Source organism: Pseudomonas sp. LAM2023, assembly GCF_016620375.1.
GTDB lineage: Bacteria > Pseudomonadota > Gammaproteobacteria > Pseudomonadales > Pseudomonadaceae > Aquipseudomonas > Aquipseudomonas anuradhapurensis.
In genome coordinates this window covers 113,261-138,466 of record NZ_JAENHV010000023.1, presented here as the reverse complement: position 1 = coordinate 138,466, position 25,206 = coordinate 113,261, and the positions used below count along the sequence as shown (strand labels likewise).

Sequence of the window (25,206 nt, the reverse complement as noted above, 5' to 3'; positions counted from 1 at the left end):
GTAAGCGTTGTTGTTATCGGTTTACCGCTGTTGGGTTAGTGCGATCGGATTACCACAGCGCCACGCTGTAGCTCACCAGCAGCCTGACTTCATCGGCATCACGGGCAAAATTGGAGCGGAAGGTGGCGTTGCGCAGGCGTACGGCAACGTTTTTCAACGGGCCGCTTTGCACCACGTACTTCATTTCGGTATCGCGTTCCCATTCCTTGCCCTCGCCACCGGCGGCGCGGCTGACATTGTCGCCGCTGATGTAGCGGGTCATGAAGGTCAGGCCGGGCACGCCGAGCGCGGCGAAGTTGTAGTCGTAGCGCGCCTGCCAGGAACGCTCGTCGGCGTTGGCAAAGTCGTTGATCTGGACGAAGTTGACCAGGTACGGGTCGGCGCCATCGACGTAAGGGAAGGCGCTGTCACCGGACAGCTGCTGCCAGGCGGCACTGACCTTGTGCCCGCCCAGGGCATAGCTGAGCATGCCGTTGATGGTGGTGTTGTCGATGTTGCCGGCCTTGGCAGCACCGGCGTCGTCGCTCACGGCCAGGCGCAGGTCGGCGCCGAAGGTGCCCGGGCCCCACGGCTGGGTGGCGAGCATGCCGATGAAGTGCTGGCGATAGATGTCGTCCAGCTGGGCAAAGTGGTAGCTGCCGGTGATGCGATCGGTGAACTGGTAATCGAGGCCGGCCAGGTCCAGGTTGTCGGCGCTGAACGAGCCGCCGAAGCGCCCGTTCTTGTTGTTCAGGGCCAAGTCTTCCCAGTTGGTGTCGTTGCGGTCCTTGGCCTTGTCCAGGCGGCCGCCGGTGAAGGTCAGGCCCTTGATCTCCTTCGAGGTGAGCAGGCCGCCTTCAAAGGTTTGCGGCAGGATGCGCCCGTCGTTGGGCTGCAGGGTCGGCAATTCCGGGATCAGGGTACCGATCTTGAGTTCGCTCTGTGACACCTTCACCTTGCCGGTCAGGCCCAGCTTGGAATACTCGTCGGCAGCCTTGCCGTCATCATGGGTGGGCAGCAGGCCGGTATCGGTGCGGTCGGGGCTGGAGTCGAGCTTGATGCCGAGCATGCCCAGCGCATCCAGGCCGAAGCCTACGGTGCCGTCGGTATAGCCGGACTCGAAGTTGAGGATGAAGCCCTGGGCCCATTCGTCGCGCTTGGATTGCTGTGCGCTGGTGCCGTCGCGGAAGTCGCGGTTGAAGTACATGTTGCGGGTTTCGAAGGTGGCCGTGCTGTCTTCGAAGAAAGCGGCCTGGCTCATCGGGGCGACACCGGCAAGCGCAAGAGCGCTGGCGATGGCGGAAGGGCGTGCGGCAAAGGAACGGGTAGGCGTGAACGCCTGCGGCTGCAATGACAGCATCACTGATGGCTCCGATTATTGTTCTTATTCGTTGCACCTTGCTGGTGCTTTTTCGGCGCGAAGGGCGACCGTGGTGCGATGCTAGGTAATCAACCTTTCGCTAACCTTTCAGCGTGAAAGGTTTGTCGACAGGGGCTTCACAGGCCTGCCGACAGCGGTACACTCCGCGCCACCGCCCCACCCGAGCAGGGAGAATCCGATGCGTGTGCTGCTGGTCGAAGACCACCTGCAACTGGCCGAAAGCGTGGCCCAGGCCTTGAAGAGCCATGGCCTGACCGTGGACGTGCTGCATGATGGCGTGGCCGCCGACCTGGCCCTGGCCAGCGAGGAATACGCCGTGGCCGTGCTGGATGTCGGCTTGCCGCGGATGGACGGCTTCGAGGTGCTGGCGCGCCTGCGTGGGCGCGGCAAGACCTTGCCGGTGCTGATGCTGACTGCGCGCAGCGACGTCAAGGACCGCGTCCACGGCCTGAACCTTGGCGCAGACGACTACCTCGCCAAGCCGTTCGAACTGACCGAGCTGGAAGCCCGGGTCAAGGCCTTGTTGCGCCGCAGCGTGCTCGGTGGCGAGCGCCAGCAACGCTGTGGGCCGCTGGTATACGACCTGGACACCCGACGCTTTACCCTGGGTAACGACAACCTCACCCTGACCTCGCGCGAACAGAGTGTGCTGGAAGCGTTGATCGCCCGCCCGGGCCGGGTGATGAGCAAGGAGCAACTGGCTGCCCAGGTGTTCGGCCTGGATGAAGAGGCCAGCCCTGACGCCATCGAGATCTATATCCACCGGCTGCGCAAGAAGCTCGACGGTCACCCGGTTGCCATCGTCACCTTCCGCGGCCTGGGCTACTTGCTCGAGCACCGCGATGCGTGACAACGGCAGCCTGCGCGGGCGCTTGCTCGGCAACCTGGCCTTGCTGCTGGTGGTGCTGATGCTGGCCAGCGGCCTGAGCGCCTACTGGAATGGCCGCGAAGCTGCCGACACGGCTTATGACCGCACCTTGCTGGCCTCGGCGCGGACCATTGCCGCAGGCCTGTCCCAACGCGACGGTTCGCTCAGTGCCGACGTGCCTTACGTGGCCCTGGACACCTTCGCCTACGACAGCGCCGGTCGCATCTATTACCAGGTACTGGACATCCAGCAGCGGCTGATCTCCGGCTACGAGAATTTGCCGCCGCCGCCACCGGGCACGCCACGTACCGATGACTACCCGGCACTGGCGCGGTTCTACAACGCCAGCTACCTGGGCCAGGACGTGCGTGTGGTGAGCCTGTTGAAGCCGGTGAGCGAACCCAACATGAACGGCATGGCGGAAATCCGCGTGGCCGAGACCGAGGAAGCCCGGGTGCGCATGGCCCGTGGCTTGATGGCCGATACCCTGCTACGCCTGGGCATGCTGGCGCTGGGTGCGCTGGTACTGGTGTGGTTTGCCGTGAGCGCCGCGTTACGGCCACTGGAGCGCTTGCGTACGGCGGTGGAGGAGCGCCAGCCGGACGACCTGCGGGCTTTGCCGGTGGTGCAGGTGCAACATGAGCTGGGCCCGCTGGTACGGGCCTTGAACCACTTCACCGAACGCTTGCGCGGCCAGTTCGAGCGCCAGGCGCAATTCATTGCCGACGCTGCCCACGAGTTGCGTACGCCGCTGGCTGCGCTCAAGGCCCGGGTCGAGCTGGGCTTGCGCTCGTCCGAGCCGCAGGTATGGCGGCAGACCTTGGAATCTGCCGCGCAGGGCACCGATCGCCTGACCCACCTGGCCAACCAGTTGTTGTCACTGGCGCGGGTCGAGAATGGCGCGCGGGCGATTGCCGAAGGCGGCGCGCAGCGCCTTGACCTGAGCCAGTTGGCGCGCGAACTGGGCATGGCCATGGCTCCGCTGGCACACAAACGCGGGGTGGCGCTGGCCCTGGAAGCCGAAGCACCAGTATGGCTCAAGGGTGAACCGACGCTGCTCAACGAGCTGTTGAGCAACCTGGTGGACAACGCTCTGGCCCATACGCCAGCGGGCGGCAACGTGATCTTGCGGGTGCTGACGCCCGCCGTGCTGGAGGTAGAGGACGACGGGCCGGGGATCCCCGAGGCCGAGCGTGAGCGGGTGTTCGAGCGCTTCTATCGGCGCAGTGCGCAGGGCAGCGGGCTCGGGTTGGCCATTGTGGGCGAAATCTGCCGGGCGCACCTGGCCCAGGTGAGCCTGCATGATGGCGCCAAGGGCGGCCTGCGGGTGCGGGTGAGTTTCATCGCTGATTGATGAGGTGCCTGTGCCGGCCCTTTCGCGGGCTTGGCCGTGAAGAAGCCGGCACTGGCCGACGCCGGTCAGCGCAACATGCTCCGCGCATCGATCAGTTCATCCACTTCCAGCTCGGTGCCGAACGGCAAGCCCAGATGGCGGTAGGCGGGCAGCGCCGCCAATGGCCGATGGCGCCCGCGCTGGCTGATGCAGCGGGCGATTTGCACGATGTCGATATAGTCGATGCTGTCGGTCTGCCGGTCCAGGTCTTGCACCTGGCTTGGCAGGTTGACCAGTTGTTCCGGAAACTCCCACGCCTTGAGAATCTTGTCGCCCAGCACCGGCTGGATGTGTTCGATCACGTAATGCAGGCACACCGGGTCGGACAGCAGCTCATTGTGCTCTTCGGCATAGATCAGTACCGGCAGCGCGCCAATCTGGTGGACCAGCCCGCCGAGGGTGGCCTGGTCGGGCTTGAGCTGGGTAAAGCGTCGGCAGATTTCGTAGCTGATGCCTGCCACATCCAGGCTGTTGGCCCAGATATCGCGTAGCTTCTGTTCAACCGCCGGCGCGCGGGCGTGAAAGATCTGCTCGATGACCAGGCCAATGGCCAGGTTGCAGCTGTAGTTGATACCCAGCCGCGTGATGGCGGTGTGCAGGTCGGTGACTTCGATCGCCGCGCGTAGCAGCGGGCTGTTGACGACCTTGATCAGGCGCGCCGAAAGCGCCGCATCGCGACCGATCACCTTGCTCAGGGCCGCTACGCTGATTTCGCTGTCTTCCGCTGCCTCGCGGATGCTCAGGGCAACCTCGGGCAGGGTCGGCAGGACCAGATCATCCTTTTCGATGGCCTCGAGCAATTGTGCTTGAACCATCTCGGCCAGCTTGTTCATGGGCGTGTCTACCGCAGTGGTGGTGCGGCCCCGCCACAAGGGCGGGGCAGGCTGGTCAGCGCTGGATTTCCCGGTCGCGGTCCAGTTCATAGGGCAGGCTCAGTACCTGCAGGCGCGGGCCGCCGAGGCTGCCCAGGTGCAGGTTGTCGTCGGCCACCGCTTCGGCACTGAGTACCGCGAGCAGCTCGCAGCCGCTGCCGGTGCTGGCAGCCAGGACCACTTCACCGACCGACGAGCCATGGGTAGGCGAGAAAATCTCCTCACCCGGAGCCGGAATGGCCTGTTGGTCCAGGGCCAGGCGGTACTGGCGGCGCTTGAGCTTGCCCAGGTACTGCATGCGGGCGACGATTTCCTGCCCGGTGTAGCAGCCCTTCTTGAAGCTTACGCCGTCGACGGCCTGCAGGTTGATCATCTGCGGAATGAACAGCTCACGGGTCGGCCCCATGACCTGGCCGATACCGGCACGCACCTGGCCCAACAGCCAGTCGTTGAGGCTGCCTTCCGGCAGGGCGGCGGCCAGGGCCTGGCGTACCCTGCCGGCGTCATCGGCGGGCGCCCACAACTCCACGCGGCCTGCCGAAACAGCGATCGCGATCAGGCCTGCATGCCGGACGGTGCTGCCGGCGGCTGCGGGCACGTCGAGCCCCAGCGCCTGCAAGGCCGTAGCGCCAGCCTGCACACCGAAACGTGCCCATGCGGCGCTTTCATCGGCCAGCGTGGCCTTGGAGAACACGGCGTATTTCTTCAGATCGGCCAGCTGTGCGTCGAGCAGATCGCTGGCCATGGCCAGCAGGTAGCCGTTGCCTTCGGGCAGGATGCGGAAGCTTGACTGCATGCGCCCCTTGACCATGCAGCGGGCGCCGAGGCTGGCGTGTTCCTGGCTGAGGTAGTTGATGTTGCAGGTCAGCTGGCCCTGCAGGAACTTGCCTGCATCGGAGCCGCGGACGGCGAGGATGCCCTCGTGGGACAGGGGGCAGAAGAAAGCGGAATCGGCCATGGGTCATCGCGGTGGCTTAAAGACTGGCGGCCATCATAGAACGCCGGTAACAAAATAGGTAGGTGACTAGACCAACGCCCGGTGTCGCTTCGCTCGCCTGGCTGTATACTGGCGGGCCATTCGAGGAGGGCCCCATGGTCGAACAAACTGAACTCAACCGGCTTTTCTGGCACAGCCGCCGCGGCATGCTGGAACTGGACGTCCTGCTGGTACCTTTCACCCAGGAAGTCTATCCCACGCTCAACCAGGCTGACCGCGAACTCTACGTGCGACTGCTGAGCTGCGAAGATCAGGACATGTTCGGCTGGTTCATGGAGCGCACCGAGTCCGAAGACCCGGAGCTGCAGCGCATGGTCCGCATCATTCTGGACCGTGTCCAGCCCAAGTGAGTGTTTCGAGTGCCGCTGGCACGGCTCGCGCCGGCTGCTGACGGCCTACCTGGTGTGCCAGGTGCTGGCGTGGCTCGCCATAGGGGCGAGCCCGCTGTCCGGCTGGCAGGCCCTTGCCGTTGCCGCCATCTGTATCGCCCACGCTGGCTGGGCCATCCCCCGACGTATTCTGCTGACCCATGAGCATGCCGTGACTGGCCTGCGCCGTGATGCGCGCGGCTGGCACGTGTTCAGCCGTGCCCTCGGCTGGCAGCCGGTGCGCTTGTGCCGCGACAGCGTGGCGTTGCCGGCGCTGGTGGTGTTGCGTTTCGAGCGGGCGGGGCGATGGGTGGGGGAGAGCCAGTGTGTGCCGCGGGATGCGCTGGGGGCCGATGAGCACCGGCGCTTGCGGGTGCGGTTGAAGTTCAGCCGGCGCAGGTGGGCAGGGGTGAGCCGGGCATAAAGCCATACCGAGTTGGCTTCTTCGCGGGCTTGCCCGCTCCCACAGGTACTGCGCAAGGCTGCAAGGCAGCGGGATCTCTGTGGGAGCGGGCGTGCCCGCGAAGGCCGCGACGCCGATTCAAATCGGGCTGAGGATGGTGTCCCTGGCCTCGGCGAGCATCCCCGGGTAGTCCAGCGTGTAATGCAGCCCGCGGCTTTCCTTGCGCTGCATGGCCGAGCGGATCATCAGCTCGGCCACCTGCGCCAGATTGCGCAGTTCAATAAGGTCGCGGCTGACCTTGTAGTTGCTGTAGAACTCATCGATTTCGTCCAACAGCAAACGAATGCGGTGCTGGGCCCGCTGCAGGCGCTTGCTGGTGCGCACGATGCCGACGTAGTCCCACATGAAGCGCCGCAGTTCATCCCAGTTGTGCGCGATGATCACGTCTTCATCCGAGTCGGTGACCTGGCTGGCGTCCCAGCCGGGCAGGGCCTTGGGCATGACCACTTCATCCAGGCAGGCCTGGATGTCGGCTGCGGCAGCGCGGCCATAGACAAAGCACTCCAGCAGCGAATTGCTGGCCATGCGGTTGGCGCCATGCAGGCCGGTAAAGCTGGTTTCGCCGATGGCATACAGCCCTGGCACATCGGTGTGGCCGCGGTCGTCCACCATCACCCCGCCACAGGTATAGTGCGCCGCCGGTACCACCGGGATCGGCTGGCGGGTGATGTCGATGCCAAACGCCAGGCAGCGCTCATAGACGGTGGGGAAGTGGCTCTTGATGAACTCGGCCGGCTTGTGGGTGATGTCCAGGTAGACGCAATCCACACCCAGGCGCTTCATTTCATGGTCGATGGCGCGGGCCACGATGTCACGCGGGGCCAGCTCTTCGCGTGGGTCGAAGCGCGGCATGAAGCGCTCGCCGTTGGGCAGGCGCAGCAGGGCGCCTTCACCGCGCAGGGCTTCGGTGATCAGGAAACTCTTGGCTTGCGGGTGGTACAGGCAGGTCGGGTGGAACTGGTTGAATTCCAGGTTCGCCACCCGGCAACCGGCGCGCCAAGCCATGGCGATGCCGTCGCCGCAGGCACCATCGGGGTTGCTGGTATACAGGTAGACCTTGGCTGCGCCGCCGGTGGCCAGCACGGTGAAGCGCGCGCCGAAGGTGTCCACTTCGCCGGTGTTGCGGTCGAGTACGTAGGCACCCAGGCAGCGCTCGCCAGGCAGGCCCAGGCGCCGTTCGGTGATCAGGTCGATCGCCACGCGCTGCTCCAGCAACTGGATATTCGGGCGCAGGCGGGCCTGGGCCAGCAGCGTGGTGAAGATGGCGGCACCGGTGGCGTCGGCAGCATGGATGATGCGCCGGTGGCTGTGGCCGCCTTCGCGGGTCAGGTGGAATTCGAAGCCACCATCGTCGACGCTGTAGTGTTCATCGCGGGTAAACGGCACGCCTTGTTCAATAAGCCATTCGATGGCTTCCCGGCTGTGCTCGACGGTAAAGCGCACCGCCTCTTCATGGCACAGGCCACCGCCAGCGTTGAGGGTGTCCTCGACATGCGACTGCACGGTATCGCTATTGTCCAGCACCGCTGCTACACCGCCCTGGGCCCAGAAGGTCGAGCCGTTGGCCAGGTCGCCCTTGCTGAGCACGGCGACGCGCAGGTGGCTGGGCAGGTTCAGTGCCAGGCTGAGACCGGCGGCACCGCTGCCGATCACCAGGACATCATGTTGGAATTGTTGGCTCATGTCGGGACACTAGTATTCTTCGGAAGGGGCGCGGCACAATAGTCACGCGCCGATGGCATTGTGAAACTATCGTTAAGGCTGGCCGGGTTGCCTTTATAGCAGCCCAAGGTGGCCAATTTCCATGCCACTTGCCTGGTGGCGACAACCTTGTGGGAACTTTCCGATAACGCTGGAAATCCTATGAAGGCTGCCCGTACGCCACAATTTACCGCGGCGACGCAGGGCGGCAGGCCTGTCCAGGCTGTCCCTGCGTACTCGAAACCTGATTATCGACGTAGCCGGCCGTGACCGTGCAGCGTCTTTCGTGCAAGCCGACCAAGGGCTGCAGGAAACTTGCTTGGAGGGGAGAACTTTTGCGCAAAGCCCGAGTCTATGGTTGCAAGCCTGATCGATGGCTGCTGCAACGCTCCTTCGAGTTCACTGAGGAGTGTTCATGCTAACCCAGGAAGAGGATCAGCAGCTTGTCGAGCGTGTTCAACGCGGCGACAGGCGAGCGTTCGATCTGTTGGTGCTGAAGTATCAGCACAAGATTCTCGGGTTGATCGTGCGGTTCGTTCACGATACCCACGAGGCCCAGGATGTAGCACAGGAAGCCTTCATCAAGGCCTACCGTGCGCTTGGCAATTTCCGCGGCGACAGCGCGTTCTATACGTGGCTTTACCGCATCGCCATCAACACGGCGAAGAACTACCTGGTGTCCCGTGGAAGACGGCCACCAGACAGCGATGTGAGCTCCGAGGATGCGGAGTTTTACGACGGCGATCATGGTCTCAAGGATCTCGAGTCCCCAGAGCGCTCGTTGTTGCGGGATGAAATCGAAGGCACTGTCCATCGCACCATCCAGCAACTGCCGGAAGACCTGCGCACGGCCCTGACGCTGCGCGAGTTCGATGGACTGAGTTACGAAGACATTGCCAGTGTCATGCAATGTCCGGTGGGTACCGTGCGCTCTCGAATCTTCCGCGCTCGGGAGGCCATAGACAAAGCCCTGCAACCTTTGCTGCAGGAAACCTGAGACAGCGGCGACAGCCAAGAGAGGAACCGCCATGAGTCGTGAAGCTTTGCAGGAATCGCTGTCCGCGGTAATGGATAACGAAGCGGACGAGCTTGAACTGCGTCGGGTATTGAATGCCGTCGACGATACTGAAACCCGTGCCACCTGGTCGCGCTACCAGGTCGCCCGTGCAGCCATGCACAAGGAGCTGCTGCTGCCGAACCTGGATATTGCGGCGGCGGTTTCTGCAGCACTGGCTGACGAAGCCGTGCCGGCCAAGGTCAAGAAGGGCCCATGGCGCAGCATTGGCCGCCTGGCGGTGGCTGCCTCGGTTACCGTCGCGGTGCTGGCCGGTGTACGCATGTACAACCAGGACGAGATCACTGGCGCCGAGCTCGCAGCCCAGCAACCTGCCCAGCAAGGCGTGACCGTGCCACAAGCACAGGGCCCGGCCGTTTTGGCAGGCTATAGTGAGAGCAGTGAGCAACCGACCGGGCCGATGGCCAACGGCGTGCTGCAGAACCAGGCCGGCTGGGATCAGCGTCTGCCGGGCTATCTGCGCCAGCATGCCCAGGAATCCGCGCTCAAGGGCACTGAAACCGCATTGCCGTATGCCCGCGCCGCAAGCCTGGAAAACCGTTAAGTAAGGAGGATCATGCGCGCGCTACCTCTCCTGTCGCTGCTGATTGGCAGCTGCATGACGGTGCCAGCATTGGCGGCCAACTCATCGCCCGAAGCAGGCGAGTGGTTGAACAAGCTGGCACAGGCCGAGCAAAAGCAGAGCTACCAAGGCTCTTTTGTCTACGAACGTAACGGCAGCTTCTCCTCCCACGAGATCTGGCACAAGGTTGAGAATGGCAAGGTCAGCGAGCGGCTCCTGCAGCTCGATGGCGCGGCCCAGGAAATCGTGCGCGTGGATGGCAAGGTAGAGTGCGTCAGCGGGGCTTTGGCCAACGGTGTGACGCCGCCTGCGGACGCTGCCCAGCGTGTGCTTGATCCACTGAAACTGATGGGTTGGTACGATTTGAGCGTGGCGGGCAAGTCGCGTGTCGCCGGGCGCGATGCCGTGATCGTGACGCTCAACCCGCGTGACCAGCACCGCTATGCCTTCGAAATGCATCTGGACCGCGCCACCGGGCTGCCGCTGCGCTCGTTGATGATCAACGACAAGGGGCAGTTGCTCGAACGCTTCCAGATGACCCGTCTCGATACCGCCGTGCCCAGCGATGAGGACCTGCGCGCCAGTGCTGCCTGCAAGCCCGTGCAGCGTGTGGCTGCCGTGGCCAATGACAAGGTTGCCGGCTGGCGTTCGGACTGGTTGCCGCCAGGGTTCGAGCTGGTCAACAGTTCGGTGCGCCGTGATCCGAAGCAAGGTGGTGTGGTCAGCAGCCTGATGTATGACGATGGCCTGGCGCGTTTCTCGGTGTTTCTGGAGCCGGTAAGCGATGACGGTGGGACCGACATGCGCACCCAGCTTGGCCCGACCTCGGCGGTATCGCGGCGGCTGAACACGCCCAAGGGCAAGGTGATGGTCACCGTGGTCGGCGAAATTCCGCTGGGGACCGCGGAGCGCGTGGCGCTGTCCATGCGCCCCCAGGACGCCCAGGCGCGCCAGTGATTGCGCGCCTTGCCGGGCAGGCATGTCGGCTGTGCCAAGGCGAGCGGACAGGCGCCTGAAATGAAATTAAAGCATTGTCATTTGCAATCCTTCGGCAAATTTTCTATAGGTCAGGCTTCTTGGAGCCTGGCCTTTCCTGCTTTGGGCAGGGCCTTTCTAAACTACCGCTCGTTGTGACGGGAGCCGTATGTCAATACCACGCTTGAAATCCTACCTATCGATGTTCGCCGCCGTGCTGATGCTCGGCCAGGTGCTCACCGCCCAGGCCGAGGAAGCCCTGCCGGACTTCACCACCCTGGTCGAGCAGGCCTCGCCAGCCGTGGTCAACATCAGTACCAAGCAGAAGCTGCCGGACCGCCGCATGGCCGCCGGTGAGATGCCTGACCTGGAAGGCCTGCCGCCGATGTTCCGCGAGTTCTTCGAGCGCAACATGCCGCAGCAGCCACGCTCGCCGCGCGGTGACCGCCAGCGCGAGGCTCAATCGCTGGGTTCGGGCTTCATCATTTCCAGCGATGGCTACGTGCTGACCAACAACCACGTGGTGGCCGATGCCGACGAGATCATCGTCCGCCTGTCGGACCGCAGCGAGCTGCAGGCCAAGCTGGTCGGCACCGACCCACGCACCGACGTGGCCCTGCTCAAGGTCGAGGGCAAGAACCTGCCAACCGTGAAGCTGGGGGATTCCGAGAAGCTGAAAGTGGGCGAGTGGGTGCTGGCCATCGGTTCGCCGTTCGGCTTCGACCACTCGGTGACCAAAGGTATCGTCAGTGCCAAGGGCCGTACCCTGCCCAACGACACCTATGTGCCGTTCATCCAGACCGACGTGGCCATCAACCCGGGCAACTCCGGTGGCCCGCTGTTCAACATGAACGGCGAGGTAGTGGGTATCAACTCGCAGATCTTCACCCGTTCCGGTGGGTTCATGGGCCTGTCGTTCGCCATTCCGATCGATGTGGCGATCGATGTTTCCAACCAGCTGAAGAAAGACGGCAAGGTCAGTCGTGGCTGGCTGGGTGTGGTGATCCAGGAGGTCAACAAGGACCTGGCTGAGTCCTTCGGCCTGGACAAACCGGCTGGCGCCCTGGTAGCCCAGGTGCTGGAAAACGGCCCGGCGGCCAAGGGCGGCCTGCTGGTCGGTGACGTGATCCTGAGCATGAACGGCCAGCCAATCATCATGTCGGCAGACCTGCCGCACCTGGTGGGCAGCCTCAAGGATGGCGAAAAGGCCAAGCTGGAGATCATCCGCAACGGCAAGCGCCAGACCCTTGACATCAGTGTTGGTGCGTTGCCCGACGACGATGCTGAGATCGCTACCGGTGTCGAAGGCAGTGCCGAGCGCAGCAGCAACCGCCTGGGTGTATCGGTGGCCGACCTGACCGCCGAGCAGAAGAAATCCCTGGAGCTGAAAGGCGGTGTGGTGATCAAGGAAGTCCAGGATGGCCCGGCTGCAATGATCGGCCTGCGTCCAGGTGACATCATCAGCCACCTGAACAACCAGGCCATCGGCTCGGCCAAGGAATTCACCGAAATTGCCAAGGAGCTGCCGAAGAACCGTTCGGTGTCGATGCGTGTGCTGCGTCAGGGCCGTGCGAGCTTCATTACCTTCAAGCTGGCTGAATAAGCAGCCTGGCTACGGCGAAAGGGCAGCTTTGGCTGCCCTTTTTCATGAGTGTTCACAAGTGCAGGGCGCAAATGCTGTGTACAGTCGGACAGAGGAATCTCCCATATCCCAGCGGCTTAAGGTACAATTGCCGGCTATTTTTCGGCGGGCGTCCGGCTCGCAGCCTTTTCGAGTGTTGACCCGTGAGTGATTTGAGTCATATCCGCAATTTCTCCATCATCGCCCACATCGACCATGGCAAGTCGACGCTGGCCGACCGTTTCATCCAGATGTGCGGTGGCCTGTCGGCACGCGAAATGGAAGCCCAGGTGCTCGATTCCATGGACCTGGAGCGCGAGCGCGGTATTACCATCAAGGCCCACAGCGTCACGCTCAACTACAAGGCGCAGGACGGCAAGGTCTACCAGCTGAACTTCATCGATACCCCCGGCCACGTCGACTTCACCTACGAAGTTTCGCGCTCGCTGGCGGCCTGTGAGGGGGCGCTGCTGGTGGTTGACGCCGGCCAGGGCGTCGAGGCCCAGTCCGTGGCCAACTGCTACACCGCCATCGAGCAGGGCCTGGAAGTCATGCCGGTGCTGAACAAGATGGACCTGCCCCAGGCTGACCCGGACCGCGTCAAGGACGAGATCGAGAAGATCATCGGTATCGACGCCACCGACGCCGTGGCCTGCAGTGCCAAGAGCGGCATGGGCGTGGACGAGGTGCTCGAGCGCCTGGTGCAGACCATCCCCGCGCCGGAAGGCGATATCGACGCGCCGCTGCAGGCGCTGATCATCGACTCCTGGTTCGACAATTACCTGGGCGTGGTCTCGCTGGTGCGCGTGCGCCATGGCCGCGTCAAGAAAGGCGACAAGATCCTGGTCAAGTCCACCGGCAAGGTGCACCTGGTCGACAGCGTGGGCGTGTTTACCCCGAAGCACACCCAGACCGCCGACCTGAAGGCCGGCGAAGTGGGCTTCATCATCGCCAGCATCAAGGACATCCACGGTGCCCCGGTTGGTGACACCCTGACCTTGTCCTCGACCCCTGAAGTCGAAGTGCTGCCAGGCTTCAAGAAAATCCAGCCGCAGGTCTACGCCGGCCTGTTCCCGGTCAGCTCCGACGACTTCGAAGACTTCCGCGATGCCCTGCAGAAGCTGACCCTGAACGACTCTTCGCTGCAATACATGCCGGAAAGCTCCGATGCACTGGGCTTCGGCTTCCGTTGCGGCTTCCTCGGCATGCTGCACATGGAGATCATCCAGGAGCGCCTGGAGCGCGAATACGACCTGGACCTGATCACCACCGCGCCAAGCGTGATCTATGAGCTGGAACTGAAAACCGGCGAGACCATCACCGTCGACAACCCGTCGAAGCTGCCGGACGTCTCGGCGGTCGCCGATTTCCGCGAGCCGATCGTCACCGCCACCATCCTGGTGCCGCAGGAACACCTGGGCAACGTCATCACCCTGTGCATCGAGAAGCGTGGCGTGCAGCGCGACATGCAGTTCCTCGGTAGCCAGGTGCAGGTGCGCTACGACCTGCCGATGAACGAAGTGGTGTTGGACTTCTTCGACCGCCTCAAGTCCACCAGCCGCGGCTATGCTTCGCTGGACTATCATTTCGATCGCTACCAGTCGGCCAATCTGGTCAAGCTGGACGTACTGATCAACGGCGACAAGGTCGATGCCTTGGCTTTGATCGTGCACCGCGACAACGCGGCCTACAAGGGCCGTGCGTTGACCGAAAAGATGAAGGAACTGATCCCTCGGCAGATGTTCGACGTGGCGATCCAGGCAGCTATCGGCGGCCAGATCATTGCGCGGACAACCGTCAAGGCGCTCAGAAAGAACGTACTGGCCAAGTGCTACGGTGGCGACGTCAGCCGTAAGAAGAAGCTGCTGGAGAAGCAGAAGGCCGGTAAGAAACGCATGAAACAGGTGGGTAACGTGGAAATTCCACAGGAAGCCTTCCTCGCCGTGCTCAGGTTGGATAGCTAGGTCCTATGTCGCTAAATTTCCCGCTGTTGCTAGTCATCGCCGTCTTCGTCTGCGGCCTGCTGGGCTTGATCGACCTGCTGTTCCTGGCCCCGCGCCGGCGTGCGGCAATCGCCAACTACCAGGGCAGCGTCAGCCAGCCCGAGATGGCGGTGGTCGAGCGCCTGGGCAAGGAGCCGTTGCTGGTCGAGTACGGCAAGTCGTTCTTCCCGGTGCTGTTCATCGTGCTGGTGCTGCGTTCGTTCCTGGTCGAGCCGTTCCAGATCCCTTCGGGGTCGATGAAACCGACCCTGGAAGTGGGCGACTTCATCCTGGTGAACAAGTTCTCGTACGGCATTCGCCTGCCGGTGATCGACAAGAAGGTCATCGAGGTGGGTGACCCGCAACGCGGTGATGTGATGGTGTTCCGCTACCCTAGCGACCCGAACGTCAACTACATCAAGCGTGTGGTCGGCCTGCCGGGCGACCAAGTGCGCTACACCAGCGACAAGCGGTTGTTCGTCAACGGCCAGCCGATTGCCGAACAACTGGTGGGCACCGAGCCGGGCACTTTGGGCAGCGCCGAGTTGTACAAGGAAAAGCTCGGCGAGGCCGAACACCTGATTCGCAAGGAAATGAGCCGTTATCGCATGCCGCCGGACCAGCAATGGACCGTGCCGGCAGGCCATTACTTCATGATGGGCGACAACCGCGACAACTCCAACGACAGCCGTTACTGGGATGACCCGAACATCCCGAAGGAACTGCACGGCATGGTTCCCGACCGGAACATCGTCGGCAAGGCCTTCGCGGTGTGGATGAGCTGGCCAGAGCCCAAGCTCAGCCACCTGCCCAACCTGTCGCGGGTCGGTCTGATCCATTGATACCCATCGGCGCTGGCCTGCAGGCAGCGCCGAATGCATTTCTGACATAGGCTGTGTTCTCAGGGATCGGGAGATTCGTCGCACATCGCGGCGGGCCACAGCCAAACAGTCTTTCAGGATGTTGATTTGAACAACGCGTTGAACAACGAACGGGTGGCTGCATGAGTGCTCCCCTTGCCCGTCTGGAGCGAAAGCTCGGTTATACCTTCAAGAACCAGGACCAGATGCTCCTGGCACTGACCCATCGCAGCTACGCCGGGCGCAACAATGAGCGCCTGGAGTTTCTCGGTGACGCCATTCTCAACTTCGTCGCCGGCGAAGCGCTGTTCGAGCGCTTTCCGCAGGCCCGCGAAGGCCAGCTGTCGCGCCTGCGCGCGCGGCTGGTCAAGGGTGAGACCCTGGCCCGCCTGGCCCGTGGTTTCGACCTGGGCGATCACCTGCGCCTGGGCTCGGGTGAGCTCAAGAGCGGTGGTTTCCGCCGCGAGTCGATCCTGGCCGACGCCCTGGAGGCGCTGATTGGCGCCATCTACCTGGACGCCGACATGGAAACGGCCCGGGAGCGCGTGCTGGCCTGGCTGGCCGATGAATTCGAAGGCCTGACCCTGGTCGATACCAACAAGGACCCGAAAACCCGCCTGCAGGAGTTCCTGCAGTCGCGCAGCTGTGAGCTGCCGCGTTACGAAGTGGTGGATATCCAGGGCGAACCGCACTGCCGGACCTTCTTCGTCGAATGCGAAGTGGTGCTGCTGAACAACAAGAGCCGTGGCCAGGGCGTCAGCCGGCGTATCGCCGAGCAAGTCGCCGCCGCGTCTGCACTGATCGCCCTGGGCGTGGAGAATGGCAATGACTGATAGCAACCCGACCCGCTGCGGCTACGTGGCCATTGTCGGCCGCCCGAACGTGGGCAAGTCGACCCTGCTCAACCACATCCTCGGCCAGAAGCTGGCGATCACCTCGCGCAAGCCGCAGACCACCCGCCACAACATGCTCGGCATCAAGACCGAGGGTGACGTGCAGGCGATCTACGTCGATACCCCCGGTATGCACAAGGCCAATGACAAGGCCTTGAACCGCTACATGAACCGCAATGCCTCGGCGGCCCTGAAGGACGTCGACGTGGTGATCTTCGTGGTCGACCGCACCAAATGGACCGACGAGGACCAACTGGTGCTGGAGCGCGTGCAGTACGTGACGGGCCCACTGATCATCGCGGTCAACAAGACCGACCGCATGGAAGAGAAGGCCGAACTGATCCCGCACCTGCAATGGCTCCAGGAGCAGTTGCCGAACGCCGAAGTGATGCCTATCTCCGCGCAGCAGGGGCACAACCTGCAGGCGCTGGAAGCACAGATCGCCAAGCACCTGCCCGAGAACGAGCACTTCTTCCCCGAAGATCAGATCACCGACCGCAGCAGCCGCTTCCTGGCCGCCGAACTGGTGCGCGAAAAGATCATGCGCCAGCTGGGTGCGGAATTGCCGTACCAGATCACCGTGGAAATTGAAGAATTCAAGCAGCAGGGCCACGTGCTGCACATCCACGCGCTGATCCTGGTCGAGCGCGATGGCCAGAAGAAGATCATCATTGGCGACAAGGGCGAGCGCATCAAGCGCATCGGCTCCGAGGCGCGCAAGGACATGGAGGTGCTGTTCGACTCCAAGGTCATGCTCAACCTGTGGGTCAAGGTGAAAGGCGGCTGGTCCGATGACGAGCGCGCCCTGCGCTCGCTGGGCTACGGCGACCTGTAGGCCGCGCACAGTTCCCTGTAGGAGCGGCCTTGTGTCGCGAGAGGGCTGCATGGCAGCCCCCAGAATCTATGCAACAGTCGGGATCTGGGGGGCCGCTGCGCGCCCCTTTCGCGACGCAAGGCCGCTCCTACATGGGCCAGTGCAACCCTCGGGGCGAGTGATCATTCATGGAACAACCTGTCGGCCAGCCAGCCTACGTACTGCACAGCCGTGCCTACAAGGAAACCAGTGCGCTGGTGGACTTCTTCACCCCGCAGGGCCGCATGCGCGCTGTGTTGCGCCGGGCGCGCGGCAAGGGCGGCAGCCTGGTGCGGCCGTTCGTGCCGCTGGAACTGGAGCTGCGCGGGCGTGGCGAGCTGAAGAATGTCGGGCGCATGGACAGCGCTGGCATCGCCGCCTGGCTGCATGGCGATGCCCTGTTCAGCGGGTTGTACCTCAACGAACTGCTCATGCGCCTGCTGCCCGCCGAAGCGCCTTTCCCGGCGCTGTTCGAGCACTACACCCTGACCTTGCAAGCCTTGGCCGCCGGTCGCCCGCTGGAGCCGCTGCTGCGCTCCTTCGAATGGCGGCTGCTGGACGAGCTCGGTTACGCGTTTTCGTTGCACCACGACGTCAATGACCAAGCGATCGCGGTCGATGGCCTGTACCGCTTGCGTGTGGACGCCGGCCTGGAGCGGGTCGAGCTGGTGCAACCCGGGCTGTTCCGCGGCACCGAACTGCTGGCCCTGGCCGAAGCCGACTGGGATGCCCCAGGTGCCTTGCTCGCCGCCAAGCGCCTGATGCGCCAGGCACTGGCGGTTCACCTGGGGGCAAAACCACTGGTCAGCCGCGAACTGTTTCGCAAGCGCTGATCACGACGTATGCTGTGGGGCTCAATCTTCAGGAGAGCCTTTCGTGACTCACAGCAACCGCATGCTTCTCGGCGTTAACATCGACCACGTGGCGACCCTGCGCCAGGCCCGGGGCACGCGTTACCCTGATCCGGTCAAGGCTGCGCTGGATGCCGAAGAAGCAGGCGCCGATGGCATCACCGTACACCTGCGTGAAGACCGCCGGCATATCCAGGAGCGTGATGTGCTGCTGCTCAAGGATGTGTTGCAGACGCGCATGAATTTCGAGATGGGCGTCACCGAAGAGATGATGGCCTTTGCCGAGAAGATTCGCCCGGCACATATCTGCCTGGTACCCGAAACCCGCCAGGAGCTGACCACCGAAGGTGGCCTGGACGTGGCGGGCCAGGAGGCGCGGATCAAGGCGGCGGTAGAGCGCCTGGCGCGTACCGGTGCCGAAGTGTCGCTGTTCATCGATGCCGACGAGCGGCAGATCGAGGCCTCGCGCCGAGTGGGGGCGCCAGCCATCGAGCTGCACACCGGGCGTTACGCCGACGCCCAGACCCCGACCGAAGTGGCCGAAGAGCTCAAGCGTATTGTCGATGGCGTGGCGTTTGGCTTGGGCCAGGGGCTGATCGTCAATGCCGGCCACGGGCTGCATTACCACAATGTCGAGGCAGTAGCGGCGATCAAGGGTATCAATGAACTGAATATCGGCCATGCGCTGGTAGCGCACGCCCTGTTCGTCGGTTTCAAGGCCGCGGTCGCCGAGATGAAGGCGCTGATTGTGGCGGCTTCGCGCTGATCCTCGGGTAGCCTGTAGCGGCCTCTTCGTCGGCAAGCCGGCGAAGAGGCCAGCACGGCCAGCCGATCATCCGGCAGGAAACACCAGGGTAAAGCGGGTAGGCCCCATGGGGCTGGTGCTGACCTCGACCCGCCCGCCATGCAGCTGCATGATCGACTTCACGATCGCCAGCCCCAGTCCTGTTCCGCCTTCCAGCCGCGAGCGCCCCGAGCCCACCCGGTAGAACCGCTCGAACAGGCGCGGCAGGTGTTCTGCGGTAATGCCAGGCCCCTGGTTCTCCACTGACAGCCGAACTTCACTATCCAGCCGCTCGATGCGCAGTTCCACGGACGTGCCATCAGGGCAATGGCGAATGGCATTGCTCAACAGGTTCGACAATGCCCGTTGAAACATCAGCCGATCCGCCATCGCCGTGCCCCAGCCCTGGACGCGCAATTCAACCTCTTTCAACTCGGCGCTGAAGGCGAACAGTTCGACTACCCGCACTGTTTCGTCGGCCAGGGCCATGGGCTTGAGCGGAACCTGGGCCTGGGGCTCGCTGACCTGGGCGAGAAACAGCATGTCGTTGATGATGCGGTTGAGCCGGGTCAGCTCTTCAATGCTGTCTTCCAGCACTTCGCGGTAATTGGCGTTGTCCCGTTCACGCGCCAGGGTCACTTGCGCCTTGCCCATCAGATTGCCTATCGGTGTGCGCAGTTCATGGGCCAGGTCGTCGGAAAACTGCGACAGCTGGCTCACGCCCTGATCGAGACGGTCGAGCATCACGTTGATGCTGCCGGCCAGCTCCGCCAGTTCCAGCGGCAGGCCGCTGGCAGGCAGGCGATGTTGCAGGTCCTGGGCCGACACTTGCCCGGCAATGCGCCGAAAGTGTCGCAACGGCTTCAGGCCACGCTGCATGAGCCACCAGGCACCCGCGCCGATCAGCAGCAACAGCAGCGGCAACGCGAACAAGGTGGACTGCAGGTAGGCTTGCAGCAGGGCGTTATCGTCGGCACGGTTGAGCGTCATCATCACCTTGACCGGGGTGTCGTCACGCAGGCGCATCAGGCGAGTCACGGTGAGCAGCTGGTTGCCGTTGCTGTCGCGCCAGGTGTGGAAGGCCAGGCGGGTGCCGGTACCCAGCTCGCCGATGCGTGATTCCAGGGCCGGGCCGAGGCTCAGCAGGTGCGGGTGGCGCCCTTCGATGGCCAGTACGTTGAGGCTGAGGTTATCGTGCCCCATCACCAAGTCGAGCAGCGGATGGGCGCGCGCACCCAGGTCTTCGCTGCGCAGGTCGACGCGCAAATTGTGCTCGACCTGCAGCATCTTGCGCGCCAGGTCCTTGCGTGCGCGGCTGTCCAGCTCGTGATCCAGCGCGAACACGGCCAGGCAGGCCAGCAGCAACACCAGCGCGGCGCCCATCAGTGTCACGCCCAGGCCCAGGCGCAATGACAGGCTGGCGTTGTTCAAAAGCGTGCCTCGAGCACGTAGCCGACACCGCGCAGGGTGTGGATCAGCTTGTTGTCGAACGGGTCGTCGATCTTCGCTCGCAGGCGGCGGATGGAAACCTCGACCACGTTGGTGTCGCAATCGAAGTTCATGTCCCATACCAGTGAGATAATCTGGGTGCGCGAAAGCACCTCGCCGGTCTGGCGCATCAGCAGGTGCAGCAGGGCGAATTCCTTGGCAGTCAGGTCGATACGCTGTCCGGCGCGGTAGGCGCGGTGGCGACCGGGGTCCAGCTCCAGGTCGGCGACGCGCAGGGTGCTGGGCTGCAGTTGCTGGTCGTTGCGCCGTAGCAGGCTGCGAATGCGCGCCAGCAGTTCAGGGAATTCGAAGGGTTTGAGCAGGTAGTCGTCAGCGCCCAGGTCCAGGCCCTTGACCCGGTCTGCCAGGCGGCCATGAGCCGTGAGCATCATGATGCGCGTGGCCGATTCGGCACGCAGCCGCTGCAACACGGTCCAGCCATCGAGTTCGGGCAGGTTGACGTCGAGGATGACCAGGTCGTAGGGCTGCTGGCGGGCCAGGTGCAGGCCGTCGGTGCCGGTGTGGGCGCAGTCGACAATGTAACCGTTCTCGCGCAGGCCTTGTTGCAGATAGTCGGCGGTACGTAGTTCGTCCTCGATGATCAGTAGGCGCATGAGCGGGCTCGGTTGGATAAAGGGGGCGATTGTCGACCCTGTAGTGACATCAGGGTCAAGCGACAGGATGTTACGGCATGAGCAAGGGCATGCGGCGCAGATGACGGATTTGTAATTCTGCTGTTATCTGGCTGTCTGTTCCGGCCTTTTCGCCGTATACCCGCTCTTGCAGTGTCACCCCTGAAGCGGGAGTCAGCCGCGAACAGGCGGTGTCGGAAGGCCAGATTGCAAGACTGTAATCTCAGCCTCACCTTGCCGTTAGCCAGCCCTCGCTAGGATGGGCGCGTCTGATCGGTTATCACGAGGCAAACACGATGAACCTGACCAAATATCTGCTGGTGGCCATTCTTGCCCTGGGCAGTGCGAGTGTTTACGCCGAAGGTGGTGCGGAGCGCTCCATGCAACTCTGGCAAGCATTTCGCGAAGACCAGCAACGCCTGCACGATGACAAGCAGCAGGCTGTTGCCGAGCGCGAGCGCAAGGCGCAGGAAAAGGCCCGCGAACTGGCCAAGGACTGAAGCAAAGGCACCCGCGACGTGAAAGCTCCTCGTCGCAGGTATATTCAGGCGCCCAACCAGGCGCCTTTTTTATTTACGCGCCAACAGGGTGGCGCGGCGCGGGGCTGGCAGCCCTTCGATGGTCTTGCCGTGGTCGTTCGGGTCGAGGAAGTCGCTGAGGGACTGATAGCGCATCCACTCGGTGCTGCGCTGTTCCTCGATGCTGGTCACGCTGACATCGACGCAACGGACATCGTTGAAACCGGCGCGGCGCAGCCAGCGCTCCAGGGCGGGGACCGACGGCAGGAACCAGACGTTGCGCATCTGCGCGTAGCGGTCTTCCGGTACCAGCACCTGGTTTTCGTCGCCCTCGATCACCAGGGTTTCCAGCACCAGTTCACCGCCCTTGACCAGGCAGTCCTTGAGCGCCAGCAAGTGTTCGATGGGTGAACGACGATGGTAGAACACACCCATCGAGAACACTGTGTCGAAGCCTTCGAGGTTGGCCGGCAGGTCTTCCAGGGCGAACGGCAGGTGCCAGGCGGGTAACTCCGGCAGGTATTGCTGCACGGCCTGGAACTGGCAGAAGAACAGCCAGTTGGGGTCGACGCCAATGACCATGTCGGCGCCGGCACCGAGCATGCGCCACTGGTAGTAGCCATTGCCGCAGCCTACGTCGAGCACGCGCTTGCCCTTGAGGTCCAGGTGTGGGCTGACCCGGGACCATTTCCAGTCGGAACGCCATTCGGTATCCACATGCACGCCGAACAGGTCGAACGGCCCCTTGCGCCACGGCGACAGGCCCATCAGCGCCTGGCGCATCTGCGCGCGGGTCGCGTCGTCGCACTCGCAGTCCAGGCGCAGCCCATTGACCAGGTCGATTTCACTTGGCTGCAAGGTGGGCAAGGCGTCGAGTGCACCGCGCCAGCGGTCGAGGTCACCGTGGCCCTTTTCCAGCTTGGCTTCCAGTTGTGCTTGCAGGCCTTGCGACCAGGAAGCCAGGGGCGTGCCCGCCAGGCGGCGGACGAGGGGGGACAGATCGATCATGGCAGGGCTATCAGCGAGGCGAAGTTAAGGCACTGGAACCACGGCACGACTTTCGAGAAGCCGGCGGCGCGCAGACGTTGTTGATGGGCTTCGAGGGTATCGGGGCGCATCACGTTTTCAATGGCGCTGCGCTTCTGGGCGATTTCCAGTTCGCTGTAGCCATTGGCCCGTTTGAAGTCCAGGTGCAGTTCATTCAGCAGGTCCTGTTCTTGCTCATCGGCGAAGCGCAGCTTCTCCGAGAGGATCAGCGCGCCGCCCGGTAGCAGCGCCTGGCGGATACGGCCCAGCAATTCCAGGCGCTGGTCGGGGGCGATGAACTGCAGGGTGAAGTTCATCGCCACCACCGAGGCGGGCTCGAACGGCAGGACCAGGATATCGGCTTCCAGCACTTGCACCGGCAGCAGCTCCTGGAACATCGAGTCCTGGGCGGTGAGGTACTGGCGGCAGCGTTCGACCATGGCGGCGGAATTGTCCACGGCAATCACCCGGCAGCCGTCGCTGCGCACATGGCGCCGCAATGACTGGGTGACCGCACCCAGCGATGCGCCCAGGTCGTACAGGGCGCTGTGCGGCTGGGCGAAGCGCGCGGCCAGCACGCCGAGGTTCTCGACAATGGTCGGGTAGCCCGGCACCGAGCGCTTGATCATGTCCGGGAAAACCCGCACCACGTCCTCATTGAAGACGAAGTCAGGCACTTGCTCCAGGCGCTGGGCGAAAAGGCGGTCGGGTTGTTTGCTCACGGCGGGCTCGATACGGGTGAAACGGAGGCGCATTTTAGCCAAAGGCGGCGATTCTTGCTATGGCAGCGCTTCATCGGCAGCGCCGCTATGCCGAAGTCAGTGAACTTTCCCACAGCATCAGATTATCTCGGCTAATGAGTTGGCTTCAATAAGCTCCGACACTGGCAGGGTAATTTCAACTTGCAAGTCTTAAACTAGCGTAATGAGGGTCTGATGAATATAGAAACTCGGATGGAACAACCTTCCATAGATGAAATGGATCTGGTTGCCAAAGTAAAAAAGTTGCCGGAGCGCTATTTCCAGTTTCTTGAAAGCAGAGCGGGTGCCGGCCAGCAAGTCGGCAGCCTGCTGACAGCGGAAAACCTGAAGGTCATAAAACGATATGCCAATACCGTGAACCTGTTGCCGCGCACCTTGGATCAGGTCAGGGAGGAAGCGGATTACGAGACGCTGGGCCTGGATGCCTCACTGGTGCATGCCCTTTACGAAGCGTTGCACAGGCATGTGGATGAGTGGGACAAGCTGGAACGCAGCATCAAGCAACTAGGGCCTGAAATCGAGCTGTTTGCCGAAAGCCTGGTGGAGCGTGGCCATGCCTTGTTGGAGAGTCTTGAACGCAGTGAAGTCTTTTTGGCATTGCGGGACCGCAAGGACGAGCAGGGCGAGGATCCCTATGCGCTTGAACTCAGCCACGACGAGCAAGCACAGATCGCCACTATCCTGACGCCCGGCATCAGCGGCCTGGTCAGGGAAATCGAAGCTACTCAACGCCGAATTGAAGATGTCGACAGGCGTGCCCACTGGTTCAACGCTGAAATCAAGCGCGAACTCAAGCCGCGCATGGGGCGGCTGTTGAAACACTTCTCGGAGAAGATTTCCGATGACGTCGTGCTGGAAAAACGCAAGCAGATCGACCTGTGGGATGAACAGATCGACCAGCTGCAAGGCGAATATGACGCGTATGTAGGCTATGCATTCACCGGCTTGGTGCTAGGCCCGATCGGACTGGTCATCACCGGTGGCGTGTTTGGCAGCAAGGCGGAAACAATCCGTGCCGAAAAGAATCAACTGATCGAAAAACGCGAGGAGCTGGCATGCCTTATCGGCAAAATGGTTCCTGCGCTGGAGGACTACGAGCGTGTCTCGACGCTGGTCAGGGATTTGCAATTCAGATGCAAGGACCTGTCGTCCGCGACCAGGCGTTTGGCGGACGTCTGGCTGTTCCTGGCGTCCTATGCCAGTAGTTCGGTGAACGAAGCCAAAGAGCTGAGTTCGATCCATCAGCTTGATACGTTTGTTCATGATTTTGCCGAAGTTATCAAGCCATGGGGCAAAATAGGAAATATTTGCCATAGGTTGTCGGAACTGTTCGATGAACTGGTTGAAGAGTATGGGGAAGCCTGACATGGATGTTATCAATGCTGATGCACTCACCCCAGATTTTATAAAAATGCAGAAAGTGCAGGAGGAAATATTCCAGCTAATAGAAACCTGGGATATGAAAGTGCTCGCAGGTGCGCGTGAACAACTTGGCCAGCTTCGTACATTGATGCTGGCCGTCGAACGCTCTTTCAACGAAGTCCTGATTGGCGCGATCGTATTATTGGAAGACCGTGACTTCATCCCGAGCCAGCAAGGCGCAGATACCCATTACAGGCTTTCCAGCGTGCTGAGCCGCTTGTCCCAGCTTTGTGCGGAATTGACCAGGCAAAACCAGCGGCTGGAGCTGTTCCCGTTGTCGTCGTTCGAGGAGGCGCTACCAGAGTTGCAACGCCAAGTCACCAGCAAGCAGCAACAGGCAATGATGTTCAGCCAGCGGCTGACGCAACTCCGGCAACAGAAGGCAGACATCGTGCAGGCGATCGAGGTGTTCGATAAACCCTCCCTTGCCACTGTGCTGAAAGGCCAGATACCGAGCGAAGAGGAAATCGACCAGATCCTCGGTTTGATTTCGGACCCCAAGATCGACGCCGGGCTGGTAAAGCTGGTAACGCAGAAGCTTGGCAAACACGCCGATGCGTTGCAGGGGGCAAAAACCTTCAGCGACCTGAGTGCAGCCCGGATCAGGCTCGATGCAAAAATCGATGTAGCGCTCGCGGATCAGCAGCAAGCGCTGCACATGCAACAGGTTTCACAGATGGAACTGGAGGCCATGACGGCTTTGTGCGCTATCGAGCCGCGGCGCAATGAGTGGCTGGCGGAACTGCGCAAAGTCGAGCAGGAATGCCATGCTCAAACTTCGAAGTTCAGCGCGAGCATGGACCTGAAGGTTGCCACGGTCGCGCTACAAGAGCTCTACGCGTATTTGAAATCGGTGCACATGGCCTACGATCGCAGTTGAT

At 62.6% G+C, this 25,206-nt stretch carries 25 protein-coding genes; 17 read left to right on the top strand and 8 right to left on the bottom strand.

The window, feature by feature from the left end; genetic code table 11:
* Window positions 1-49: 49 nt before the first annotated feature.
* Window positions 50-1,339, bottom strand: coding sequence for an OprD family porin (locus tag JKP78_RS13555; protein WP_186685187.1), 1,290 nt, complete (start codon window positions 1,337-1,339; stop codon window positions 50-52).
* A 199-nt stretch (window positions 1,340-1,538) separates the two neighbouring features.
* On the opposite strand from JKP78_RS13555, the gene JKP78_RS13550 reads away from it, so the two are divergent.
* Both JKP78_RS13550 and JKP78_RS13545 read left to right on the top strand, forming a co-directional pair.
* Complete coding sequence (locus tag JKP78_RS13550) at window positions 1,539-2,210, top strand: response regulator (RefSeq protein ID WP_170032083.1); 672 nt, start codon at window positions 1,539-1,541, stop codon at window positions 2,208-2,210.
* Window positions 2,203-3,582 (top strand): sensor histidine kinase, encoded by a 1,380-nt coding sequence (locus JKP78_RS13545; protein ID WP_186685186.1) that lies wholly within the window; start codon window positions 2,203-2,205, stop codon window positions 3,580-3,582. The genes JKP78_RS13550 and JKP78_RS13545 overlap by 8 nt, the downstream gene beginning before the upstream one ends.
* Window positions 3,583-3,647: 65 nt before the next feature.
* Here the strand turns inward: JKP78_RS13545 and JKP78_RS13540 are convergent, their stop codons facing one another.
* Window positions 3,648-4,454: an HDOD domain-containing protein gene (locus tag JKP78_RS13540; RefSeq protein ID WP_170032077.1), complete on the bottom strand. Its 807-nt coding sequence runs from the start codon at window positions 4,452-4,454 to the stop codon at window positions 3,648-3,650.
* A 55-nt stretch (window positions 4,455-4,509) separates the two neighbouring features.
* The gene (ygfZ, locus tag JKP78_RS13535; protein ID WP_186685184.1) at window positions 4,510-5,451 is read right to left on the bottom strand and encodes a CAF17-like 4Fe-4S cluster assembly/insertion protein YgfZ; all 942 of its coding nucleotides are present in this window, start codon (window positions 5,449-5,451) and stop codon (window positions 4,510-4,512) included.
* 134 nt (window positions 5,452-5,585) lie between these two features.
* Between ygfZ and JKP78_RS13530 the strand changes: the two genes are divergently transcribed.
* Complete coding sequence (locus JKP78_RS13530; protein ID WP_170032071.1) at window positions 5,586-5,840, top strand: FAD assembly factor SdhE; 255 nt, start codon at window positions 5,586-5,588, stop codon at window positions 5,838-5,840.
* Complete coding sequence (locus JKP78_RS13525; protein WP_200626806.1) at window positions 5,824-6,282, top strand: protein YgfX; 459 nt, start codon at window positions 5,824-5,826, stop codon at window positions 6,280-6,282. Before JKP78_RS13530 ends, JKP78_RS13525 begins: the two co-directional genes overlap by 17 nt.
* Window positions 6,283-6,399: 117 nt before the next feature.
* Here JKP78_RS13525 and nadB read toward each other — a convergent pair whose 3' ends face one another.
* The gene (gene nadB, locus JKP78_RS13520; protein ID WP_170032065.1) at window positions 6,400-8,004 is read right to left on the bottom strand and encodes an L-aspartate oxidase; all 1,605 of its coding nucleotides are present in this window, start codon (window positions 8,002-8,004) and stop codon (window positions 6,400-6,402) included.
* Between the two features lie 433 nt (window positions 8,005-8,437).
* Here nadB and rpoE point away from each other — a divergent pair, with 433 nt between their 5' ends.
* The 10 genes from rpoE (at window position 8,438) to pdxJ (ending at window position 18,460) form a co-directional block, all read left to right on the top strand.
* Window positions 8,438-9,019, top strand: a complete 582-nt coding sequence (gene rpoE, locus JKP78_RS13515; protein ID WP_003252049.1) for an RNA polymerase sigma factor RpoE — start codon at window positions 8,438-8,440, stop codon at window positions 9,017-9,019.
* 31 nt (window positions 9,020-9,050) lie between these two features.
* A complete protein-coding gene (locus tag JKP78_RS13510) occupies window positions 9,051-9,641 on the top strand; it encodes a sigma-E factor negative regulatory protein (protein ID WP_186685180.1) in 591 nt (196 codons plus the stop codon).
* A 12-nt stretch (window positions 9,642-9,653) separates the two neighbouring features.
* A complete protein-coding gene (locus tag JKP78_RS13505) occupies window positions 9,654-10,616 on the top strand; it encodes a MucB/RseB C-terminal domain-containing protein (protein ID WP_186685178.1) in 963 nt (320 codons plus the stop codon).
* Window positions 10,617-10,836: 220 nt separating this feature from the next.
* Window positions 10,837-12,237: a DegQ family serine endoprotease gene (locus tag JKP78_RS13500; protein ID WP_442793995.1), complete on the top strand. Its 1,401-nt coding sequence runs from the start codon at window positions 10,837-10,839 to the stop codon at window positions 12,235-12,237.
* A gap of 182 nt (window positions 12,238-12,419) precedes the next feature.
* Complete coding sequence (gene lepA / locus JKP78_RS13495) at window positions 12,420-14,219, top strand: translation elongation factor 4 (protein WP_200626804.1); 1,800 nt, start codon at window positions 12,420-12,422, stop codon at window positions 14,217-14,219.
* Window positions 14,220-14,224: 5 nt separating this feature from the next.
* A complete protein-coding gene (lepB, locus tag JKP78_RS13490) occupies window positions 14,225-15,079 on the top strand; it encodes a signal peptidase I (protein WP_003258486.1) in 855 nt (284 codons plus the stop codon).
* Between the two features lie 161 nt (window positions 15,080-15,240).
* On the top strand, window positions 15,241-15,930 hold the full coding sequence (gene rnc, locus JKP78_RS13485) for a ribonuclease III (protein WP_003258487.1): 690 nt from the start codon (window positions 15,241-15,243) through the stop codon (window positions 15,928-15,930).
* Window positions 15,923-16,825 carry a GTPase Era gene (gene era, locus JKP78_RS13480; RefSeq protein ID WP_015271595.1) on the top strand — a complete coding sequence of 301 codons (903 nt, stop codon included), beginning with the start codon at window positions 15,923-15,925 and terminating at the stop codon, window positions 16,823-16,825. The genes rnc and era overlap by 8 nt, the downstream gene beginning before the upstream one ends.
* 167 nt (window positions 16,826-16,992) lie before the next feature.
* Window positions 16,993-17,676, top strand: a complete 684-nt coding sequence (gene recO, locus JKP78_RS13475) for a DNA repair protein RecO (RefSeq protein WP_015271594.1) — start codon at window positions 16,993-16,995, stop codon at window positions 17,674-17,676.
* 61 nt (window positions 17,677-17,737) lie between these two features.
* A complete protein-coding gene (gene pdxJ / locus JKP78_RS13470; protein ID WP_234454622.1) occupies window positions 17,738-18,460 on the top strand; it encodes a pyridoxine 5'-phosphate synthase in 723 nt (240 codons plus the stop codon).
* 66 nt (window positions 18,461-18,526) lie between these two features.
* Here pdxJ and JKP78_RS13465 read toward each other — a convergent pair whose 3' ends face one another.
* Complete coding sequence (locus JKP78_RS13465) at window positions 18,527-19,909, bottom strand: heavy metal sensor histidine kinase (RefSeq protein WP_200626802.1); 1,383 nt, start codon at window positions 19,907-19,909, stop codon at window positions 18,527-18,529.
* The gene (locus JKP78_RS13460) at window positions 19,906-20,580 is read right to left on the bottom strand and encodes a heavy metal response regulator transcription factor (RefSeq protein WP_186685168.1); all 675 of its coding nucleotides are present in this window, start codon (window positions 20,578-20,580) and stop codon (window positions 19,906-19,908) included. Before JKP78_RS13460 ends, JKP78_RS13465 begins: the two co-directional genes overlap by 4 nt.
* A gap of 314 nt (window positions 20,581-20,894) precedes the next feature.
* Here JKP78_RS13460 and JKP78_RS13455 point away from each other — a divergent pair, with 314 nt between their 5' ends.
* The gene (locus tag JKP78_RS13455) at window positions 20,895-21,098 is read left to right on the top strand and encodes a hypothetical protein (RefSeq protein WP_186685166.1); all 204 of its coding nucleotides are present in this window, start codon (window positions 20,895-20,897) and stop codon (window positions 21,096-21,098) included.
* Between the two features lie 69 nt (window positions 21,099-21,167).
* Here JKP78_RS13455 and cmoB read toward each other — a convergent pair whose 3' ends face one another.
* Window positions 21,168-22,124: a tRNA 5-methoxyuridine(34)/uridine 5-oxyacetic acid(34) synthase CmoB gene (gene cmoB / locus JKP78_RS13450; protein WP_200626801.1), complete on the bottom strand. Its 957-nt coding sequence runs from the start codon at window positions 22,122-22,124 to the stop codon at window positions 21,168-21,170.
* Window positions 22,121-22,864: a carboxy-S-adenosyl-L-methionine synthase CmoA gene (gene cmoA, locus JKP78_RS13445; protein WP_200626800.1), complete on the bottom strand. Its 744-nt coding sequence runs from the start codon at window positions 22,862-22,864 to the stop codon at window positions 22,121-22,123. Before cmoA ends, cmoB begins: the two co-directional genes overlap by 4 nt.
* Window positions 22,865-23,077: 213 nt before the next feature.
* Here cmoA and JKP78_RS13440 point away from each other — a divergent pair, with 213 nt between their 5' ends.
* Both JKP78_RS13440 and JKP78_RS13435 read left to right on the top strand, forming a co-directional pair.
* A complete protein-coding gene (locus JKP78_RS13440; RefSeq protein ID WP_186685160.1) occupies window positions 23,078-24,268 on the top strand; it encodes an alpha-xenorhabdolysin family binary toxin subunit A in 1,191 nt (396 codons plus the stop codon).
* Between the two features lies 1 nt (window position 24,269).
* Window positions 24,270-25,205, top strand: a complete 936-nt coding sequence (locus tag JKP78_RS13435) for an alpha-xenorhabdolysin family binary toxin subunit B (protein WP_186685158.1) — start codon at window positions 24,270-24,272, stop codon at window positions 25,203-25,205.
* Window position 25,206 lies beyond the last annotated feature (1 nt).

Excerpts from the sequence above, each read along its gene's own strand:
- recO (WP_015271594.1), top strand. The coding sequence starts at position 16,993 with ATGGAACAACCTGTCGGCCAGCCAGCCTACGTACTGCACAGCCGTGCC.
- JKP78_RS13435 (WP_186685158.1), top strand. The coding sequence starts at position 24,270 with ATGGATGTTATCAATGCTGATGCACTCACCCCAGATTTTATAAAAATG.
- rpoE (WP_003252049.1), top strand. The coding sequence starts at position 8,438 with ATGCTAACCCAGGAAGAGGATCAGCAGCTTGTCGAGCGTGTTCAACGC.
- JKP78_RS13460 (WP_186685168.1), bottom strand. The coding sequence starts at position 20,580 with ATGCGCCTACTGATCATCGAGGACGAACTACGTACCGCCGACTATCTG.
- nadB (WP_170032065.1), bottom strand. The coding sequence starts at position 8,004 with ATGAGCCAACAATTCCAACATGATGTCCTGGTGATCGGCAGCGGTGCC.
- JKP78_RS13455 (WP_186685166.1), top strand. The coding sequence starts at position 20,895 with ATGAACCTGACCAAATATCTGCTGGTGGCCATTCTTGCCCTGGGCAGT.
- JKP78_RS13550 (WP_170032083.1), top strand. The coding sequence starts at position 1,539 with ATGCGTGTGCTGCTGGTCGAAGACCACCTGCAACTGGCCGAAAGCGTG.
- JKP78_RS13510 (WP_186685180.1), top strand. The coding sequence starts at position 9,051 with ATGAGTCGTGAAGCTTTGCAGGAATCGCTGTCCGCGGTAATGGATAAC.
- pdxJ (WP_234454622.1), top strand. The coding sequence starts at position 17,738 with ATGCTTCTCGGCGTTAACATCGACCACGTGGCGACCCTGCGCCAGGCC.
- JKP78_RS13530 (WP_170032071.1), top strand. The coding sequence starts at position 5,586 with ATGGTCGAACAAACTGAACTCAACCGGCTTTTCTGGCACAGCCGCCGC.
- rnc (WP_003258487.1), top strand. The coding sequence starts at position 15,241 with ATGAGTGCTCCCCTTGCCCGTCTGGAGCGAAAGCTCGGTTATACCTTC.
- JKP78_RS13555 (WP_186685187.1), bottom strand. The coding sequence starts at position 1,339 with ATGCTGTCATTGCAGCCGCAGGCGTTCACGCCTACCCGTTCCTTTGCC.
- JKP78_RS13505 (WP_186685178.1), top strand. The coding sequence starts at position 9,654 with ATGCGCGCGCTACCTCTCCTGTCGCTGCTGATTGGCAGCTGCATGACG.
- JKP78_RS13540 (WP_170032077.1), bottom strand. The coding sequence starts at position 4,454 with ATGAACAAGCTGGCCGAGATGGTTCAAGCACAATTGCTCGAGGCCATC.
- cmoB (WP_200626801.1), bottom strand. The coding sequence starts at position 22,124 with ATGATCGATCTGTCCCCCCTCGTCCGCCGCCTGGCGGGCACGCCCCTG.
- ygfZ (WP_186685184.1), bottom strand. The coding sequence starts at position 5,451 with ATGGCCGATTCCGCTTTCTTCTGCCCCCTGTCCCACGAGGGCATCCTC.
- JKP78_RS13545 (WP_186685186.1), top strand. The coding sequence starts at position 2,203 with ATGCGTGACAACGGCAGCCTGCGCGGGCGCTTGCTCGGCAACCTGGCC.
- era (WP_015271595.1), top strand. The coding sequence starts at position 15,923 with ATGACTGATAGCAACCCGACCCGCTGCGGCTACGTGGCCATTGTCGGC.
- JKP78_RS13500 (WP_442793995.1), top strand. The coding sequence starts at position 10,837 with ATGTTCGCCGCCGTGCTGATGCTCGGCCAGGTGCTCACCGCCCAGGCC.
- JKP78_RS13440 (WP_186685160.1), top strand. The coding sequence starts at position 23,078 with ATGAATATAGAAACTCGGATGGAACAACCTTCCATAGATGAAATGGAT.
- lepB (WP_003258486.1), top strand. The coding sequence starts at position 14,225 with ATGTCGCTAAATTTCCCGCTGTTGCTAGTCATCGCCGTCTTCGTCTGC.